Source organism: Roseivirga sp. (genome assembly GCF_049099775.1).
Taxonomy (GTDB): domain Bacteria; phylum Bacteroidota; class Bacteroidia; order Cytophagales; family Cyclobacteriaceae; genus Roseivirga.
Map to the genome: position 1 here is coordinate 25,867 of NZ_JAGDZM010000001.1, position 18,097 is coordinate 43,963.

An 18,097-nucleotide genomic window follows, 5' to 3' on the forward strand; every position below is an offset into this window, starting at 1 on the left:
TACAAGGCTAAACGCCCGCTTTGAGAATGTCTAGTATTAAAGGAATTAAGCAGGAATATAAAAACAGGATAGATCGGGTTTTCGATTTCATTGAGAAAAACCTAGATGGAGATTTATCACTGAATACAGTAGCTGCAGAAGCTTATTTTTCACCATTTCATTTTCACAGAGTATTTAAATCCATCACTGGCGAGACGCTGAATACCTATGTAACCCGCAAAAGAATAGAGAAAGCGGCTTCTATGCTAATACATCAAAGGCAAACCATAACAGACCTTTCTCACAGTTACGGATTTAACGATAATTCGTCTTTTACCAGAACTTTCAAAAAGTATTATGGAGTAAGCCCAACGGAGTTCCAAAGACAAAACCCAAATAAGTTTAGCAAGATTCGTCAACTCGAGCGCAAGAATGGTCAAGCTTACCCGAGTATTGAAAAATACATTTGCATCATTGATAACCATTTAAACTGGATAAAAATGAATACAAATTTTGAAGTAAAGACCCTTCCTCGATTAGACTTGGCCTATATTTCTTGTATAGGTTCTGAAAATGTTGAAAATGCTTATACCGAGCTGGTAAAATGGGCTACACCAAAAGAATTGATCAACGAAAAAACAAGAATGGTCTCCATTTACCACGACAGTTTTAAAGTAACCGAGGCATCAAAGGTTAGAATAAGCGCTTGTATTGTCTTGAACGAATCTACTTCAGTGGAAGGTATTGTCAGTAAAACCACTTTAGAAGAAGGTAAATTCATTGTCGGTCGGTTTGAAATTAAGCCTTATGAGTTCGAAAAAGCATGGACTGGCCTCTCCATTTGGATGGGTGAGAAAGGTTACAAAAAAGCAGACCGATACGCTTTCGATATTTATTATAATAATTATCGAAATCACCCTGAAGGTAAATTTATCGTTGACCTTTGCATGCCGGTAGAATAACCGGCACAATCAAGATCGAAAAAGCAAAACCGCTACCATCAAGGAAACTCAAACTCATATCGTCCCTTTAAGCATTGAATCGATGCGATTGCAAGCATATGGGGTTGGTATATTTGAAGCGCTTAAAACTAAATCGGCATTTAAAAAGGCGATTAAGAAAGGCTTGATACAAGTAAATGGGTGCCCAGCGACAACGGGGATAATAATTTCTGGTGGTGAACTAATTAGTTTAAAATACACAGAGGTTGCCGAGAAAGAAAGTCGCTTGGTGTATCCTCTGAGTGTTTTATATGAAGATGAATACCTCGCCTTAGTGCATAAGCCAGCGGGTATATTGGTGAGTGGCAACGGATTCAAAACAATTGCTGAAGCACTACCCCAGAATTTAAAACCCAGCTCACTTAAAGACGCTCGTAAACCACAACCAGTCCACAGAATAGACTATGCAACGACTGGTATTTTAATGGTAGGAAAAACCGAAGATAGCGTAAGGGTTTTGAATGGACTCTTCGAGAAAAAACAGATCAAGAAAACATACTATGCGATTACGATCGGCGAAATGACTAATAGCCAAGGAACAATCTCACATGACATTGATAATAAACCAGCCCTTTCTGAATATAATGTAGAGAAGACAGTCATTTCAGAGCGGTTTAAGCGGCTTAATCTTGTTAAACTGAATCCCAAAACAGGTAGAAGGCATCAACTTCGAAAGCATTTATTCAAGATAGGGAATCCTATTTTGGGTGATCGAGATTATTTTAATGAAGGCTTACTATTAAAAGGTAAGGGTATGTATCTGCACGCGACAACGCTTGAATTTACTCATCCATTTACTGGCGAAAAAATCTCGCTTGAAGATCCGCTCCCTTCTAGATTTAAGAAGATTTTTCCTTGATTGAACCTAATGGGAGTATATTCCATGCAGGTATATAAGCCGATTTACTATATTTGTTTTATGATTGTATAATCCTGAATCGTGTCAAGCATTTTTTCAAATCAAGATAGGTACCCACCTATCTCGCGATTCTAATATGTCTCGAGTACATCTGAAGAACAATTTCAGATGGAAAAAATTAAATTTTCAGATTTTTTTGACCCTCCATAAAGTGTGGTCAGATGTATTTATACAGCAATGAAACAACAATTTTACTATAAAAAGGTCGCGAATCCCTCCTGTCTTAAACCAATTATTGACAATTGGAGAAAAACGCTACTTTGCCCGCATGATGGCATGTGGGAATCTATTTTTCAATCATCGTCCCACATCGAAATCAGGTATGAGAACGAAACGATTGGCTATGCCATAACCAATGGCCAAGAACAACTTTTACAGTTGTACTTAGAAAGCGAATGGGTGAATTTAGGGCCACAGGTCTTTGAAGAGTTCAAAAAAGTTTACCAAATATCTGAAGCATTGATAGGCACAAATAACCCCGTTTATCAAGAATTGATCAATCCATTCTCAACTGAGTCAGAGGTACACACTTTACTTTTTCAAGATTCAAATCATGACGAAGCAAATCTCCTCAATGATATGATTCGGCTTGCATGGGAAGAGAATCTTGAAAAATTGGTCTCTTTTTATCATGAAAGTACGGGTGCGCCTGAAGCTTGGTTAACTCAATACTTGGGTACATTAATTGATAAAGGCGAACTCTTTTTTGTCGAAAGAGAAGGTGAAATAGCAGGTTCTTGTGAAGTACGATTAAGCGATATTTATGAAGGAATAGCTGACATCGGCATGGTTGTAGCTCCTAAATTTAGATCGAAAGGGCTAGGTACTTACTTACTAGGAAAGGCTAAAGAGCTGGCTTATGACTTGGGAAGAAAACCAATATGTTCTTGTGAAGCCGAGAACACTGATTCAGAAAGAGCCATAATTAAGAATGGTTTTGTAAGCAAATTTCAAATTCTCAGGGTGAAGCTTTAATAAAAAAGGGTTGGCTTGATGCCAACCCTTTTTTATGTTTTTATTTAGTAAGGACTAACTGGCTTTATACCATTCTACTTCGTCTTTCAATTCATCTGACAATTCTATTTCAGGGTTAAGAACCTGAACTTTTCCAGCCATTCTTAAGGCTAATTGCTCTTCAATCTCCTTTTTAACCAATTTCCTGTAAGGGAGGAAATGGTTCAGGAAAGCAGCAAATGACAAGAAATTTCCGATTCCTCCTCTATTGTGCTTAAACATTAAGTAAAGGTATTTCCAGAATACGAACCTTGTACTTCTTACAAATCCCAAGTTTCCAACCATTTTAAGGCCAAACCAGATGCCTTTCCAATCAAAATCAGTCTTGTGCTGATTGGCCAACTTTTTACGCAATTCAGGATCTCTATGGACTTTAGCTTGCCCGACCATCATGAAATGGTCAAAAACTCGCTTCATGTAGTTTTTTGGATCATATAGCTTCCAAAACCCTTCCACATACTCCTCGGCTATATCTTCAATAGGTCTGGAAGGCACAAAATTGAGTAAAGTTGTTTGGTTTAAATTCGCATCGTCCAGCAATCTACCTTCTTTCTTGAGTCTGTCCCACAGTGCCGTATTTGGCAAGGCTTGTAGCATACTAAAGGTTACGCCAGGAATGGCGTTCTCCATTGCAAAGTCAAAAACTCTCGTACCAGCACCTTTCTTCTCATCGTCAAAACCGATAATAAACCCTGCCATAATCCGCAGGCCTGCTTTCGCAATTTTCTCCAATGACTCGTTCATTGGTTGGCGGTTGTTTTGATGCTTCAATGTAAGCGCCAAACTTTCTGTATCTGGTGTTTCAATACCAATGAAGACCGTCGAAAACTTACTCATAACCATTAAATCGAGCAGCTCATCATCGTGAGCCATATCAATTGAAGCTTCGGTTGTAAAACTGAACGGATATCCGTTGGCCGATTGCCAATCTATCAGTTTTTCGAGGAATGGTTTTACCGTTCGTTTATTGCCAATGAAGTTATCATCGACAAAGAAAATTCCTCCTGTCCATCCTAAACTTCTTAGCAGATCTAATTCTTTTTCGACTTGAGAGAAAGTCTTTGTCCTTGGTACTCGACCATATAAAACTATGATATCACAAAATTCGCACCTAAACGGGCATCCTCTAGAATACTGAATCGCCATTAGGAAATAGGCATCCATATCCAGTAAATCATATCTCGGTATCGGGCTTAAAGTAACATCGGGCTTATCCTTTGATCTAAAAATTCCATCTTTCTCCCCTCTTTCTAAGGCTTGAACGAAAAGGTCAATCGTGTACTCACCTTCATCTAACACAAGATAATCTGCACCTACTTCTAAAAAATCGTTGGGTAAGGATGTAGCATATGGCCCACCAACAGCTACTGGCTTATTGCGTCTTTTGGCTTCAAGAATTAAGGCCATAAAGTCTTCCTTCTGTGCAATCATTCCTGAAAACATCACCATGTCGGCCCATTCCCAATCCTCTTCAGAAACATCTTCAATGTTTCTGTCTTTGAGTCTGTATTCCCATTTTTGAGGTAAAAGTGCGGCGACTGTTACTAGTCCTAGTGGTGGCATAAATGCTTTCTTGCCTATGCCCTGAACAGCCTTTTCAAATGACCAGAAACTGGTCGGGAAGATTGGGTAAATTAATAGTACTTTCATGTTGGTCTTGGTTGCAGTTTAATATAATAATTTATTAGATGGTTAAAACCTCCCTTGTACTATTAAATTCAAAAAATGACATACAATCATTAATGTAAATAGTGTTTTACAGAACTATATTCTGCCTACAACTCTAATCACTATCCTGTTAACCTGTACCTTATTGTACTCAAAAAAAGTCCTGAGAAGAAATTGACATCTCAGACACTAGGAAGAATAATAATTAGGCCCTCAAGTCTTCGGTGTATAACCTGTGTTTCCTGAATTCTTTTATCAAAATCATTTCATAAGGGTTCCAAAAATCGTTTTAAACAAATAGCTTTACAATAAGATTTAAAGCGATAGATGGACCCAAACCCGGCAGAAAAAATCGTCTTGAGCAAAGACAAGATCCAAGTGCTCAAAAAATACACGCAAGAGCATAAGTCGAAAGCGGCTATACAAATCATTAATTCTTTTATCCCTTTTATAGGAATCTGGATTCTGATGTATTTGAGCCTTGACATGAGCTACTGGATTACCTTAGGTCTAGGGGCAATTAATGCATTTTTCTTGGTAAGGATCTTTATCATTCAGCACGATTGTGGCCATCAATCATTTGTAAAAAACAGAAAGGCCCAGAAGATCATCGGTCATGCTTGTAGTTATTTATCGGCCATTCCTTTCTACTATTGGGCAAAATCTCATAGCATTCACCACAAGTTAAATGGTCAGCTTGAACTGCGCGACATTGGGGACGTAACTACTTATACTGTGGCGGAATACAAAGCTTTTAGCAAAGCCAAAAAAGTTGGTTATCGTATTTACCGATCGCCAATTGTAATGTTTTTGATAGGACCTGTTTATTATATCTTCATTCACAACAGACTGGCCAAGATAAAAATGCCGGCATTTCAAAAACTTAAAGGCAGTGTCATCCTTAGTAACCTTGTTCTTTTAGGGCTATTTACAATACTTGGTTTTACACTTGGCTGGCAAAAGTTCTTAACTGTGCATGTTACCGTGCTTACCTTATTTTCCATTATCGCTATTTGGTTCTTTTATGTGCAACATCAGCATGAACATGGCTATAAGCAATGGAAAAAGAACTGGGATTATGTGACTTCTGCTTTAAAGGGCAGTACGTATTATAAAGTACCAGGCCTTTTTAATTGGCTTACTGGTAACATTGGTATTCACCATGTACACCATCTCAACCCTGCTATACCAAATTATAACTTAAAGCAGTGCATTAAGGAAAATCCATGGCTCAATAAATATCCTACTACTATCGGCTTCATTGATAGCTTATCCCTTATGTCGAATAAACTTTGGGATGAAACGCAGCAACGTATGATTAGCTTTCGGGAGTATTACTCGCTTGAAAGAAAGGGGCTCATTTAGCTAAAATCACTATTTATTCTTGTCTTAAAGCATCAACAGGGTTTCCTACAGCAGCGGTATAAGTTCTATAACCAATCGCCAATATTGCGACTATTGCAATTAACACTAGCGCCAACACAAAGCTCATAAGACCAATTTGCGTATGATAAGCAAAGCCCTCTAACCAAAGGTTCATAAAATAATAGGCAATTGGGCCAGCGAGTAAAAAGGAAAGCCCAAGCAATTTTAGAAAATCGAAACTCAGTAGACTTAATAAATTGTTAGTAGAAGCTCCCATTACCTTCCTAACGCCTAACTCCTTTACCATTTGTTCTACTCTATGCGATGCTAAGCCATATAAGCCTAGGCAGGCTATACTGATGGCCAAAATGGTGATCCAAAAAGCAAGTTTAGCCATTTTAGATTCGGCGGCGTAAGCATTATCAAAAACATCTTCGAAAAGCCTGTATTCGAAAGGATAAACGGGAGAAAAGCTTTCATAGACATCTTCAATTTTAACCAGCGTTTCATACAAATCCGCATTTATTTTTACAGCCAGCGTGGCATATCGGCCACTTAAAAGAATTTGCAAAGGCTCTATTTTATCTCTTAAGGATTTAATATGAAAGTCTTTTACAACACCAATTACTTGCGCCTTAACTCCAGCTTGCGTGATCATTTCTCTGCCGATTGGGTTTTCCCAGCCGAGTTCTTTTACTGCAGTTTCGTTAAGAAGAATATTATTCCTATCACTTTTAATTTCCTTATCGAATGCCCTACCCTCAATTACCTCAATATCGTAGAGGTCGAAAAAGTCGTGATTTACACCAACCATATACATGGGCAATCTTTCTGCATCGGTAATGCCGTTCCAGTTGGCTTGTGTATTAGAAGTTACGTTGGTGGGTAATGACCATGAGGTGGCCACCGTAGATACACCCGATACTTTACGCAATTCTTCCATATAATCCCCAAGTCTATTGTCAACAGCATCGTCTCTTGTACTAAGAATTACAATTTTTTCTCTAGAATAGCCGACATCAAGGTTGTCAATATAACGTAGTTGCTTTACGAGCACAATGGCCGCAACGATCAGCATTATGGATATAGCAAATTGAAACACAACTAACCCTTTTCTTAATACACTACTTCTGTTGGCACTATAACCATGACCGCTCAATGCTTGAAGTGGATTAAATTTAGAAGCCATCAGTGCAGGATACAATCCTGAAACAAGAGTTAGTCCGAACCAGGTAGCAGTGAGGAATAACCATAATTTCGGATCAAAAAATTGTAGTTCGAGTGGGCGCTCAACAAAGTTGGCAAAAGCTGGTAGCGCCATAAAAATTATCAATGTAGCTAAAATAACTGCGAAGAAAACGACAATTCCAGATGTGATCATGAATTGCGCCACAAGGTTAGCTCTTTTCGCACCAATCGCTTTCCTTATCCCCACTTCTTTCATTTTAACAATGGATTGTGCCGTGGCCAAATTGACGTAGTTGACACATGCCATAATGAGGATGATAATTGAGATGATAAAGTAGTTCTGAAGCCTTTGTCCATTCACTGGTGTTCCTAAACTGCCTAAGATCTTTTGTTCAAAGTGAACATCCTTTAAAGACTGCAAAAAGTAAGTATACTCCTGACCATCTTCGTCCATTGGGTCGTTGGCATATTTGGTTCTAATGGCCGTTAGTTGGGCTTCAAGGGTTTTTATGTCAATATTTTTCTGTGTTTTGATGTACGTAAAGAACGGATTGTTCCCCCAGCGGGTCATGTTTTCATTGTAAGCATTCATAATGCTCTCGAGGTTGATAACAACATCCAGTCTAAAACTAGAGTTCTCCGGCATATCTTTGAAAACTCCAGAGATGGTCATAGGCACATTACTATTGAACGTAATACTTTCTCCTATAACATCTGTTCTGTTGAAGTATTTAAGGGCAGTCGTCTCAGAAATAGCCATGGTAAATGGTTCCACAATAAAGTCATCCAATTTACCGCTGACGGGTTCGAAACTAAACACACTAAATATGGAAGGATCGGCAGGATAAACTTCCGGCTCTACGAAGGTTTTGTTTTCCGTTTCTAATATTATTTTTCTCCACTGACGAATTCGTGTCGCACTAATTATAGAAGGAAACTCGGTTGTGAGTGCATCGGCAAGTGGCCCTGGCGTTCCGGAGTCTCTGTAATCTGGATCACCGATAGTATTGACACTTTTATAGATACGGTAAATATTATCTGAATCTTCATGATAAGAGTCGAAACTAAATTCGTAAGAGGTGTAGAGGGTTGTAAGCAGAAATAAGATCAAGGCGGCGCTTAGCCCTATAATATTGACTAATCCATTCCCTTTATTTTTTTTAATGCTTCTTAATGCGACAATAATGTTGTTTTTGACCATAGCGACGTTATTTGTTGCATAGTGGCTTTTCCCTCTGAAATATAGGTGATAGATCACCCCGACCGCTTCCTTGAGATAAAGCCATTTTGCTTTGTTTTTACCTTTTTGTTCTAAGTTGTAGATATAAATCTCTTCCATATCCCACAGTGCGGTATTCAGGAAGTCATAGGAACAAAAGCTCCTTAACAACCACTCACCAACCCATGGGGGCTTTTTATGTATGTTCTTTTGGTTCATAGGTTAAGCCACTGCACTTTCTTGGCAGGGAGTCTATCGAAAAGTTCATTTCTCATCGCTCTTACTTCATTGAGTGCAGCAACCCCTTCTTTGGTAATGTCGAAATACTGTTTGCGTCTACCTCCTCTTTCTTCCGTAATACCACCGACACGAGAATTGACCCATTTTTTTTCTTCTAGACGCTGAAGTGCGGCATATAAAGCTCCTAGACTAATGGTTTTCTTCATATTCGCTTCTAATTCAGTCTTTATGGTTACGCCATAAGCATTGTCTTGCAACACCCCTACCGTGAGTAAAACCATTTCTTCAAAAGCTCCTAATGTGATCTTTTTCATTTCCTCTCTTTTTCGTAATTAACTCCAATAATAAAAATTAGTTACTAAAAAGAGAAGAAATATTTAGGTTTAAATAAATTCTATTCCGGTAATCATACCCGTTGAGTTAGAATTGTCGAATATTCTGTACCTTTTGATAACCAAAACTTAAGAATCATGGTAAAGCTCGTTGTTGTATATGGCCACCCGGAAGATCCGGCGGCATTTGAAAAGTACTATGCTGAAACACATTTGCCCATTGCAGGGCAAATCAAAGGTGTTTCTAAAGTAGAACTGACCAAATTTATAGGGACACCCGATGGACAGAAGGCATCTAACTATAGAATGGCAGAAGTATATTTTCCTACTTTGGATGAACTTCAGAAACAAATGGGGTCTGCCGAAGGGCAAGCTGCTGTGAATGACCTTGCTAATTTTGCTACTGGTGGCGCAGATGCCAGTGTAGCGGAAGTAGGTTAATTTCAAAATTCTTAAAATAATAAATAGCCAGTTCGATAGAATTGGCTTTTTTTATGTCATAAAGAAAAATGTCATGAATTCTGCTCTCGAAAAACAACTGGCCTTTATAAAAGAGATTGATAAACTGAAATACATTCAGCGCAAAACAAGGCTTTTCAATAGCGATCGGCACGAAAATGATGCGGAACATAGCTGGCACCTTGCCATGATGGCGATCGTATTATCTGGGCATAGCAATGAGGATGTTGATTTACTGAAAGTGATCAAAATGCTCTTGATCCATGATATCGTTGAAATTGATGCTGGCGATACTTTCCTTTTCGACACCACCAAGAACCACTCGAATACAGAGGAAGAATTAAAGGCTGCCGAAAGAATTTTCGGACTTTTACCTGAAGATCAAGCAAAGGAATTAATTGCTGTCTGGGAGGAATTTGAAGCCGGAGAAACAAAAGAAGCTAAGTTTGCCAAAACCATGGATAGATTTGAGCCTATGCTTCAGAACGCCTCTAACGACGGCGGTACTTGGCGGGAATTTGATGTGCCCTATGAAACCGTTATCGAGAAAAAGCAAAAGATGAAAGAAGGCTCCGTCGCCGTTTGGGCTTACGCTCGGGAAATGGTCGACAAATACTATGGTAAAAAATAGGGCTACAAGGCTCTTTTAATACCTTCATTCTTCTCTTAAGGCATTTACTTGGTTTTGAAAGACGGTTGGATTAAATGATCATAAGATCTAATAAAATCAACCAATTTTTCGTTTAAAGTCTCTTTTTAGAAATTTCACTAGCATAGACGCCAAGTCTGTCTTCCCTCCTACAAAACCGATTAGTTCTTCATATTTACTGGCCAAATCATTTGCCCTATTTCTCAAACATTGTCGGTATTCGTAATTGAGGCGAGTCTTCAGTGCACTTAGCTCCGTATTGGTTTTGCAAAGATGAAAAGCCTTTTTGCATACTGTTAACACCGATGCCAACTGCTCGTTTTTTTGATGATGATAACGATTAGCTGACATACTCGTTTTTAGCTTTCGCTTTTGCATTTGGATTATATCGGCATAGGCATAATCCCAATATCTTGAAGATCTGATCCAGAAATCGAAATCTTCATAGGCGAGGGATTCATCGTAACCACCCAGCCGATCGAATACTTCTTTACGGATAACCATAGTTGGTGTGCAGATAAAATACCGAGCAATAAGCGACGAGAAGACATCTCCCTCTGGTATGGAATCAATCATCTTCTTCTGAAACAGAGTATCATTATGGTTTCCAATGACTGAGGATTCCTCATCAATATAATCTGCATTAGAAAACACTACACCCGTCGATTTACCAGCTTTTTTAAAACGTGCTATACTCGCGCTAACAAACGACGTATTCATCACATCGTCTAACGCAAAGTCAATGATAAATTCCCCTTTCGCATGCCTCAATGCTTGATTGAAGGTCTTCGTATAACCGATATTCTTTGTGTTAAAAAGACATTGAATGTCTCTTTCTTTTAGGTGGTTTTTAATAACAGCTTGACTATCATCGTTACTTCCATCATCGGCAATGATAATTTCAATTGAATCATAATTCTGACTAAAAACGGAGTTTAAGGCCTCTTGTATGTAAGGGGCGTGGTTATAAGAAATACAGATGACGCTCACTAAGGGATTCATCTGAAAAGGAGTTTTCTATTAAAAATCAAGAGTATTAGAAAGAACCCAATATATCGAAACATATAGGCCATTGTAAATGCTTCTAAATTAAACTGGTCAATCAATAGAGATATAGTACCTAAATAGACAAGCGCCGAAACAAATTGCGCTGCAATGTATTTCATGGTCTGAACTCTTGCGCTCAATACATAGGCTAATAGGTACGCGAGTAAAGCAAAGAAATCACCGATCACCTGATACCTTACGAGATAGGCCGCTTTGTCAAATCCATCGGCGAAAAAGAGGTTAAGAATAAACTCTTTATTCAGATAGTAAATTCCAAGAGCGAGAATGGATACAAATGCTACAAAGCCTATTACCTTCAAAACATATTTCCGCAGGGCATTTCTTTCATGAATTAATGAGGCAATTTTCGGGTAATATATAACGCCAACTGTTCCAGAGAATACGAGCAAATAACTGGTAGACATTTTGGCTACAGATTGCCATAAACCTGTTCGTTCCAGATCGTATAACTCGATGGCATAATCTCTGACACCAAAATCGAGCAGTTTGCCAAAAACTATCGCACTAATCGCCATCGCTATAAACTTACCGATTCTCTTCATTGAGGATAAATCGGGCTTCCCCATGCCCAGTCTGATCGCTTTCCTTCTTTTCAGCAGATAGAAAAGTGCTAAGAAAAACATAGCGGCATAACCTATCGCAAAACTGAGCAATGCCTGATCAATCGTTCCATAATTGACTCCCACATATACGATTCCTACCAAGAGCAAAAGGCTAACGATGTTAATCACAGCATATGCTTTGACCTCTCTTAGTGCGAGAATAACCGAATTAAGGTAACCCGACATGAGCATTAAGAATACGGCAGGAATAAAGATAATGAGGAACTCCTTAGGTGAATATGAGGTGATAAACCGGTCGAAAAAATAGTCGTGATGCCAGAAATAAAGAACACCTAGCGTAGCACCGAAGATTGTGGTAGTGACCCAAAAGCCAGTTTTGAAATGTCTTAATTTATCATGCTCTGACATTTTCGGGTCAGACCAATATTTCATAATGCTTCTATTTACGCCCTCATTCGGAAGGAGCGTGAACAGGGCCGTAAGGTTTTGAAAGTGTGATAGTAGGGTGATACCTGGGGCGCCTAAGAAATAGGCGAACAGCTTATTAATTGTAAGCCCACCAAGGGCTCGAAAAACCACAGCCGAAAACGACCATGATGAGCTTTTCAAAAATTCCGATTTCAATGGTGCCAGATTTACTACGAAGATAGTGTTTTCTGCCAACTCAGGGCATCACAAGGCTTACCGCCAGTATTTTCTTTAAACTTAGCCAGTGAGTCTTTCATCTTCATGTCTACATAGGATGTTCCAAGGTCTAAGATTTCGACACCATTCGTACGGCACCAATTGTATAGTCCATTGACCAGAAAGACCATGGGGCTATACTTTTTGTATTGTCTGAAATTTACCTGACTTGCCGGCATAAAATGATAAACTGCACGACCATTCACGACCACCAATACCGTTGCAGCCAACAACCAATCATTCAAGAACACGCCAAAAACCTTATACACTTTAGGGTTTCTTTGGCTCGCTTCCTGCAAATCTACCCATGACATTGATGGTGGCTTGTAGGCCAAGTTCCTTTTTCTTTCAATCCATTGAAATGCCTCAATTTTCTCCTTTTTCTTAATCTCTCTAAATATTGCCCCATCCCGATAGCACATTTTGTATTTGCGTTGCTCCATTTTGTGCATTTCAGGTAAAAGGTCACTATCGTTGACCGCTATTGTATGGAAAATTCGGGTTTGAATAATTTCATAGTCACATTGAAGCAATGCCTTTTTCACAACATCTTGGTTGGCGTATGCTTCTGGAGCTTGATGAATTCTTATTTTCTTTACGCCGGATTCGTCTAGACGTGATTCAACAGATTTTAGAAATACCTGAAGGTCCAATTCAGATAAGTCTTTAGAAAATTCTATGCCGCCAAAGGGAAGTTGGTGCGGGCTGTAAGCCACATCTTCGATAAGAGAAAAAGCTAGATGGGCGGAAACCGACATATCGGATTCATTCACCCAATAGAAATGTTTTTTCTGGAAGTCATTGTTGCCTTTGAGAAAATCGGGAGCACTGTATACGTAGGGCTGAAACTTGAAATTATATTCCCTTTTCAATTCCTCCCTTAACACAAAAGATCCCATTAAAAATCCTCTCTCTTTCTGATATAATCTTCTTCTGAAAATTCATCTGAGGCCAAACCTAGCAGCATTGCTCTATCTTTAAAAAGCATTTTACCCCACCACATTGGTGGTATATACAAACCTTTATTAGTTCTATCTAGCGTGCATGTGAAAACGTCGCCACTCTTATTTTCTAGTACTACTTCTATGACTCCTTTAATGCATACAATAACCTGCTCTCCTACTTTATGGGCATGATCACCTCGTACCTGTTGCTCGGGAACATCGGTGAGCCAATAGACTCTCTTCACTTCAAAAGGCACATCTTTCAGTTCCTCTAAAAAGGATAGGTTTCCTCTTGGAGCTGCGATATTCTGGAAATCGTAGAGTTCGGGTTTTTTCAAGCTAAAAGAATTAGATATTCTGATCGGTTGACAATATACAAATGTCAGAATAAGATTGTATTCACTAATTTCGCTTCCTGTGTTTTATCTACTACTCACCATCTTAGCAAACGTTGCCATTTTCATGGCATTTAGGTCTTATACCAAGCTCGGTATTAACACCTTTCCAGCGATTATAACCAATTATGGTGTTTGTGTGATTACTGGAATTCTTTACACGGGCTTTTCTACTGTAAGCGCTGAAACCGACGTATCGGCTCCTTGGTTCTATATGGCTAGTATACTGGGAGTAGTATTTGTCAGTACGTTTTATTTAATGGCTAGAACGACTCAATTGAGAGGCGTTTCTGTGGCTACAGTAGCGAGTAAGATGAGCCTAGCCATTCCTGTGGTATTTAGTTTATTTATCTTGAAGATTGGCACCAACAATCTCGATACCTGGAATTACCTTGGTATAGCTTTAGCCTTTGTCGCCATTATAATGGTCAGCAAAAAGAAGCAAGTCGATAGTTTTAAGAAGCAACCTTTAACACTGAAATATATTGCTTTGCCACTGGCAGTTTTCCTACTGGGTGGTGTTATTGACACAACACTGAATTATACGAATCATCATTACGTAAATGAATCAACTGAAGCTGTGTTTCCAATATTCATCTTCGGCTTTGCCTTTATCATCGGCATTTCTGTAGCGCTAATTCGTGGCATAAAATTTAGGCAAAAAGATATCTTGGGAGGCATTTATCTGGGCATCCCTAATTATTTTTCCATTTACCTTCAACTCAAAGCACTAAGTGCTTTCGACAACAACGGTGCTATTCTTTATCCATCGCTTAACATTGGAATTATCATTGCCTCTACTTTAATGGCCATTTTGCTCTTTAAGGAGAAGTTGAGTAGAATTAATACTATCGGTGTAGTTTTAGCTATTATCGTAATCATGTTATTAAGTCACCAAGAAATTCTTAAGGCCTTATAAATGCAGGATAGCTTTCTGACCATATCTAATTCAACCGAAGGCCTTTACAAAGAAAAAGGTAGCAAGTTTATTGCTATCGCTCACCCGGTGACATCTGTTGAAGCAGTCAAGGAAAAACTCGAAGCATTACGTAAGGAATATTACGATGCTAGACATCATTGCTACGCTTATATTCTTGGGTACGAAGGCGCTGAAACTAGGGCAAATGATGACGGTGAACCAAATCATTCGGCCGGCGACCCGATTCTTGGTCAAATTAAGTCCAAGAACTTAACCAACACTCTAGTCGTCGTGGTGCGTTATTTCGGAGGCACCAAACTTGGTGTGAGTGGCCTTATTAATGCTTATAAAACCGCTGCTTTTGAGGCCTTGGAAGAAGCAGATATTGTAAAACGCGAAATTACGGAAAGCGTCATATTAAGATTTCCATATGACGAAATGAATGAGGTAATGAAGCTTGTCAAAGACCTTGAACTTAAAATTAAAGGGCAAGACTATGATACTGGATGCGTAATGACACTCGAGGTAATTGTGAGCAAAATGGCCATCATGCATGAAAAGCTTACCTTGCTGAACGACCTTGGCCATAATATTAAAATTTCAGAATAATTAGCCACCCCGCTACATATGCTTGTCCATGAATACGAATTCCCAATAGAATCAGAGCGGTTGTACTACCGACCCATAGTAAAAGAAGATACCAAACCCTGGGAGGCATTTTTTATCGGTAATGATCAGCTTCATTTTGTTGGCATTTCGAACCCAAAGAGCCCTGCTGAAGAAGCGGTAATTTGGATAGATCGGCAAATGAAACGCTATGAAGAAACGGGTATTGGTATGCTTGCCGCCATCGAAAAAAAGACTGGTACGTTGATGGGGAATGTGGGTATTATACTAAGGGAAAAAGTACTTGGAGAAGACTTTTTCGAAATAGGTTATGGGGTAATCCCTAGTTATTGGAATAAGGGCTATGCTTCTGAAATGGCCATACGCCTTCGTGAGTATTTTGAAGCACAAAAGCTTGATGAAAGAGTAGTTTCCATCATCAGTATTGAAAATATAGGTTCACAACGTGTAGCTGAAAAAAATGGAATGAAAAGAACTGTAGCCTTCGATTTTCATGGTTCCGAAGCTTATCTCTACCGAAAAGATCTTTAGTTCGACTGCCGTTTAAAGGAATTCAAAATGGTGAGAACCAATGAAATCCTTATCTTTTGTGGACTCAACCACCATAACCATGCTTGACTTCTTAAAACGCCTTATTGGCGTTATTACACCTCCAAAAGGTAGCGAACTCTCCGAAAACCAATTATTCTGGAAAGGTGCCTTTTATGGATTGCTTGCCCTGAGCTTATTGGTGACTTTTATGTCTGGCTGGTTCTTTAGAACAGGCATTTCACCTGTACTGATGGGATTAGGTGCTTTAATAATAGGCTTAGTCGGTTTTTGGATATTCCGATTTGTTGCCAGCCTCATCCACATCACCATTAATAGCTTACCTACTTTCGTTTTTTCTTTAATACTAGGCACCATAGCAATTTTCAGTTTGGCCAAAGAAATGCGTTTTGGATGGCCATCAGCTATTTACAATTCATCCATTGCAATCGCTATGTTGAGTTTTGGACTATTTGCCGGATCGCTTTATGTACTAGTGAAGAAGAAAAGCAGCATGAAGCTCTTTCACATTGTAACAATTGTCGGAGCATTTGCTATGGCGGTTTTATCAGTTAAATCCATCAGTGATCCAGGTGAAGACCCTTACCTAATTGCATTCGAACAAACTCCTGCTCCCTTACTTTCTTCTATTGGTACTTCTAATCCTGGGAGTAGAGGAAACTACGAATTCGATTTCTTCACTTATGGAAATGGCACTGATCTTCGCCGCGAAGAATACAAAAACGTTAAGTACAAGACTGAAACTGTAAACGCCTCTAAAATCATCCCCGAGTGGAAGGGCAAAAAAGCTAAATGGCGCAAGCGTTTTTGGGGTTTTACGAGTGAAAATTTCCCACTTAATGGTCGTGTCTGGATGCCTAAAGGTGAGGGCACTTTCCCCTTAATTTTGATTGTACATGGAAACCATGGCATGGAGCATTTTTCAGACCCCGGATACGCTTATCTAGGGGAATTATTGGCAAGTCGCGGTTTTATCACGGTCTCTGTTGACGAAAACTTTATTAATGGCACTTGGTCAGGAGATTTTCGAGGTAAGGAAATGCCTGCACGGGGTTGGTTATTACTCAAGCATCTAGAACAATGGAAGAACTGGTCTGCAGATAATTCACATCCGCTATTTCAAAAAGCAGATTTGAACAACGTAATGCTGATGGGGCATTCGCGTGGTGGCGAGGCTATGCCAATTGCCTTAACTTATAACAAGCTGTCACATTTCCCTGATGATGCTTCGGTCAAATTTGATTTCAATTTTGGAATTAAAGGCGTTGCTGCCATTGCTCCTACGGATGCTAGATATTTCAGAAGACTCGAATTAAAAGATGTAAACTATTTTTCAGTTCAAGGTTCTTATGACAGTGATGAGGCTAGCTTTTTTGGGCTAAGACAATACCAAAGAACGAGTTTTTCCGATAGCTCTGATCATTTTAAAGCAGGCCTCTACGTACATCTCGCAAATCATGGGCAATTCAATTCAATTTGGGGCCGAAGGGATGGTGGGCCTCCTTATGGTTGGTTTCTAAACACTGGCCCAATGATGACTGGAGAAGATCAACGTCAGATTGCCAAGGTTTATTTGGGTGCTTATGCCGAAGCTGTTCTTCACGAAAACAAAGACTATCTGCCGCTTTTTCAAAATGCTGCCATTGGAAAAGATTGGCTCCCAGATGCCCTTCTGCTCAATAATTATAAAGATGCTGGCTCTAACGATATAGTTACTTTCGATGAAGATATTGACTTAACGACAGGAACACCGAAAGGGAGTAGCATTTCAGGTAACAACCTAGAAATTTGGAAAGAAGAACCGTTAAAGTTCAGAGATGGTGATTTGCAGGGCACAACATCTGCTGTAATCGGTTGGACAAATAATGATGCTAACTATTCGGTGAATTTGGACAGTGCCATCAGCCTAGAAGGATTTGATGCGCTAAGACTAACCCTAGCAAGGGGCGATCACAATGCATTGGGTTTGATAGAGGAAGATGCTAAAGAACCCCAAGATTTGAATTTCACCATTCGACTTACTGACAGTCAAGGAAATACAATCAAAACCACTATAAGTCAGATCAAGAAAATTTCACCCAGAATCAGTGTGAAGTATATGAAATTGGATGAAATGAATAGCAGATTTGGCAATAAATGGGAGGCTACTTTAGAAACTTTTGTTCTGCCTTGGGATACCTTCTCGGGCACTCAGGCTTTATCTAATATTCAAAAAATCGAGTTTTTGTTCGATAAAACAGGTAGTGGTGTCTTGATCTTAGATGAAATCGGAATTCAGCAATAAAGGTCTTAGCCTAGCACCTTTATTGCCGAAA

The 18,097-nt window shown here is 39.2% G+C and carries 17 protein-coding genes; 10 read left to right on the forward strand and 7 right to left on the reverse strand.

The window, feature by feature from the left end:
• Positions 1 to 26 precede the first annotated feature (26 nt).
• The 3 genes from JXQ92_RS00130 (at position 27) to JXQ92_RS00140 (ending at position 2,874) form a co-directional block, all read left to right on the forward strand.
• Positions 27 to 941 carry an AraC family transcriptional regulator gene (locus JXQ92_RS00130; RefSeq protein WP_421984540.1) on the forward strand — a complete coding sequence of 305 codons (915 nt, stop codon included), beginning with the start codon at positions 27 to 29 and terminating at the stop codon, positions 939 to 941.
• A gap of 82 nt (positions 942 to 1,023) precedes the next feature.
• Positions 1,024 to 1,839, forward strand: a complete 816-nt coding sequence (locus JXQ92_RS00135; RefSeq protein ID WP_421984541.1) for an RluA family pseudouridine synthase — start codon at positions 1,024 to 1,026, stop codon at positions 1,837 to 1,839.
• A gap of 237 nt (positions 1,840 to 2,076) precedes the next feature.
• On the forward strand, positions 2,077 to 2,874 hold the full coding sequence (locus JXQ92_RS00140; protein WP_421984542.1) for a GNAT family N-acetyltransferase: 798 nt from the start codon (positions 2,077 to 2,079) through the stop codon (positions 2,872 to 2,874).
• A 54-nt stretch (positions 2,875 to 2,928) separates the two neighbouring features.
• Here the strand turns inward: JXQ92_RS00140 and JXQ92_RS00145 are convergent, their stop codons facing one another.
• Complete coding sequence (locus tag JXQ92_RS00145; protein ID WP_421984543.1) at positions 2,929 to 4,563, reverse strand: B12-binding domain-containing radical SAM protein; 1,635 nt, start codon at positions 4,561 to 4,563, stop codon at positions 2,929 to 2,931.
• Positions 4,564 to 4,908: 345 nt separating this feature from the next.
• Between JXQ92_RS00145 and JXQ92_RS00150 the strand changes: the two genes are divergently transcribed.
• The gene (locus tag JXQ92_RS00150) at positions 4,909 to 5,946 is read left to right on the forward strand and encodes a fatty acid desaturase (protein WP_421984544.1); all 1,038 of its coding nucleotides are present in this window, start codon (positions 4,909 to 4,911) and stop codon (positions 5,944 to 5,946) included.
• Between the two features lie 13 nt (positions 5,947 to 5,959).
• Here JXQ92_RS00150 and JXQ92_RS00155 read toward each other — a convergent pair whose 3' ends face one another.
• Both JXQ92_RS00155 and JXQ92_RS00160 read right to left on the reverse strand, forming a co-directional pair.
• On the reverse strand, positions 5,960 to 8,572 hold the full coding sequence (locus JXQ92_RS00155; RefSeq protein ID WP_421984545.1) for an ABC transporter permease: 2,613 nt from the start codon (positions 8,570 to 8,572) through the stop codon (positions 5,960 to 5,962).
• The gene (locus tag JXQ92_RS00160; RefSeq protein WP_421984546.1) at positions 8,569 to 8,907 is read right to left on the reverse strand and encodes a PadR family transcriptional regulator; all 339 of its coding nucleotides are present in this window, start codon (positions 8,905 to 8,907) and stop codon (positions 8,569 to 8,571) included. Before JXQ92_RS00160 ends, JXQ92_RS00155 begins: the two co-directional genes overlap by 4 nt.
• Before the next feature lie 156 nt (positions 8,908 to 9,063).
• On the opposite strand from JXQ92_RS00160, the gene JXQ92_RS00165 reads away from it, so the two are divergent.
• The gene (locus JXQ92_RS00165) at positions 9,064 to 9,366 is read left to right on the forward strand and encodes an EthD family reductase (RefSeq protein ID WP_421984547.1); all 303 of its coding nucleotides are present in this window, start codon (positions 9,064 to 9,066) and stop codon (positions 9,364 to 9,366) included.
• A gap of 73 nt (positions 9,367 to 9,439) precedes the next feature.
• Positions 9,440 to 10,015 carry an HD domain-containing protein gene (locus tag JXQ92_RS00170; protein WP_421984548.1) on the forward strand — a complete coding sequence of 192 codons (576 nt, stop codon included), beginning with the start codon at positions 9,440 to 9,442 and terminating at the stop codon, positions 10,013 to 10,015.
• A gap of 96 nt (positions 10,016 to 10,111) precedes the next feature.
• On the opposite strand, the gene JXQ92_RS00175 is transcribed toward JXQ92_RS00170, so the two are convergent.
• The 4 genes from JXQ92_RS00175 to JXQ92_RS00190 are packed head-to-tail and all read right to left on the reverse strand — an operon-like array spanning position 10,112 to position 13,630.
• Entirely contained in the window at positions 10,112 to 11,035 is a 924-nt protein-coding gene (locus JXQ92_RS00175; protein ID WP_421984549.1) for a glycosyltransferase family 2 protein, read from the reverse strand.
• Entirely contained in the window at positions 11,032 to 12,288 is a 1,257-nt protein-coding gene (locus JXQ92_RS00180) for a hypothetical protein (protein ID WP_421984550.1), read from the reverse strand. The genes JXQ92_RS00175 and JXQ92_RS00180 overlap by 4 nt, the downstream gene beginning before the upstream one ends.
• A 14-nt stretch (positions 12,289 to 12,302) precedes the next feature.
• Complete coding sequence (locus JXQ92_RS00185) at positions 12,303 to 13,247, reverse strand: hypothetical protein (RefSeq protein ID WP_421984551.1); 945 nt, start codon at positions 13,245 to 13,247, stop codon at positions 12,303 to 12,305.
• Positions 13,247 to 13,630 (reverse strand): sugar 3,4-ketoisomerase, encoded by a 384-nt coding sequence (locus JXQ92_RS00190; RefSeq protein ID WP_421984552.1) that lies wholly within the window; start codon positions 13,628 to 13,630, stop codon positions 13,247 to 13,249. Before JXQ92_RS00190 ends, JXQ92_RS00185 begins: the two co-directional genes overlap by 1 nt.
• A gap of 79 nt (positions 13,631 to 13,709) precedes the next feature.
• Here JXQ92_RS00190 and JXQ92_RS00195 point away from each other — a divergent pair, with 79 nt between their 5' ends.
• Genes JXQ92_RS00195 through JXQ92_RS00210 form a run of 4 tightly spaced genes read left to right on the forward strand, consistent with a single transcriptional unit; the run spans position 13,710 to position 18,066 of the window.
• Positions 13,710 to 14,606 carry a hypothetical protein gene (locus JXQ92_RS00195; RefSeq protein ID WP_421984553.1) on the forward strand — a complete coding sequence of 299 codons (897 nt, stop codon included), beginning with the start codon at positions 13,710 to 13,712 and terminating at the stop codon, positions 14,604 to 14,606.
• Complete coding sequence (locus JXQ92_RS00200; protein WP_421984554.1) at positions 14,607 to 15,215, forward strand: IMPACT family protein; 609 nt, start codon at positions 14,607 to 14,609, stop codon at positions 15,213 to 15,215. It begins immediately after the preceding gene.
• Between the two features lie 18 nt (positions 15,216 to 15,233).
• Positions 15,234 to 15,764 carry a GNAT family N-acetyltransferase gene (locus tag JXQ92_RS00205; protein ID WP_421984555.1) on the forward strand — a complete coding sequence of 177 codons (531 nt, stop codon included), beginning with the start codon at positions 15,234 to 15,236 and terminating at the stop codon, positions 15,762 to 15,764.
• Positions 15,765 to 15,804: 40 nt separating this feature from the next.
• Complete coding sequence (locus JXQ92_RS00210; protein WP_421984556.1) at positions 15,805 to 18,066, forward strand: chlorophyllase/cutinase-like alpha/beta fold protein; 2,262 nt, start codon at positions 15,805 to 15,807, stop codon at positions 18,064 to 18,066.
• The last annotated feature ends 31 nt before the right edge of the window (positions 18,067 to 18,097 follow it).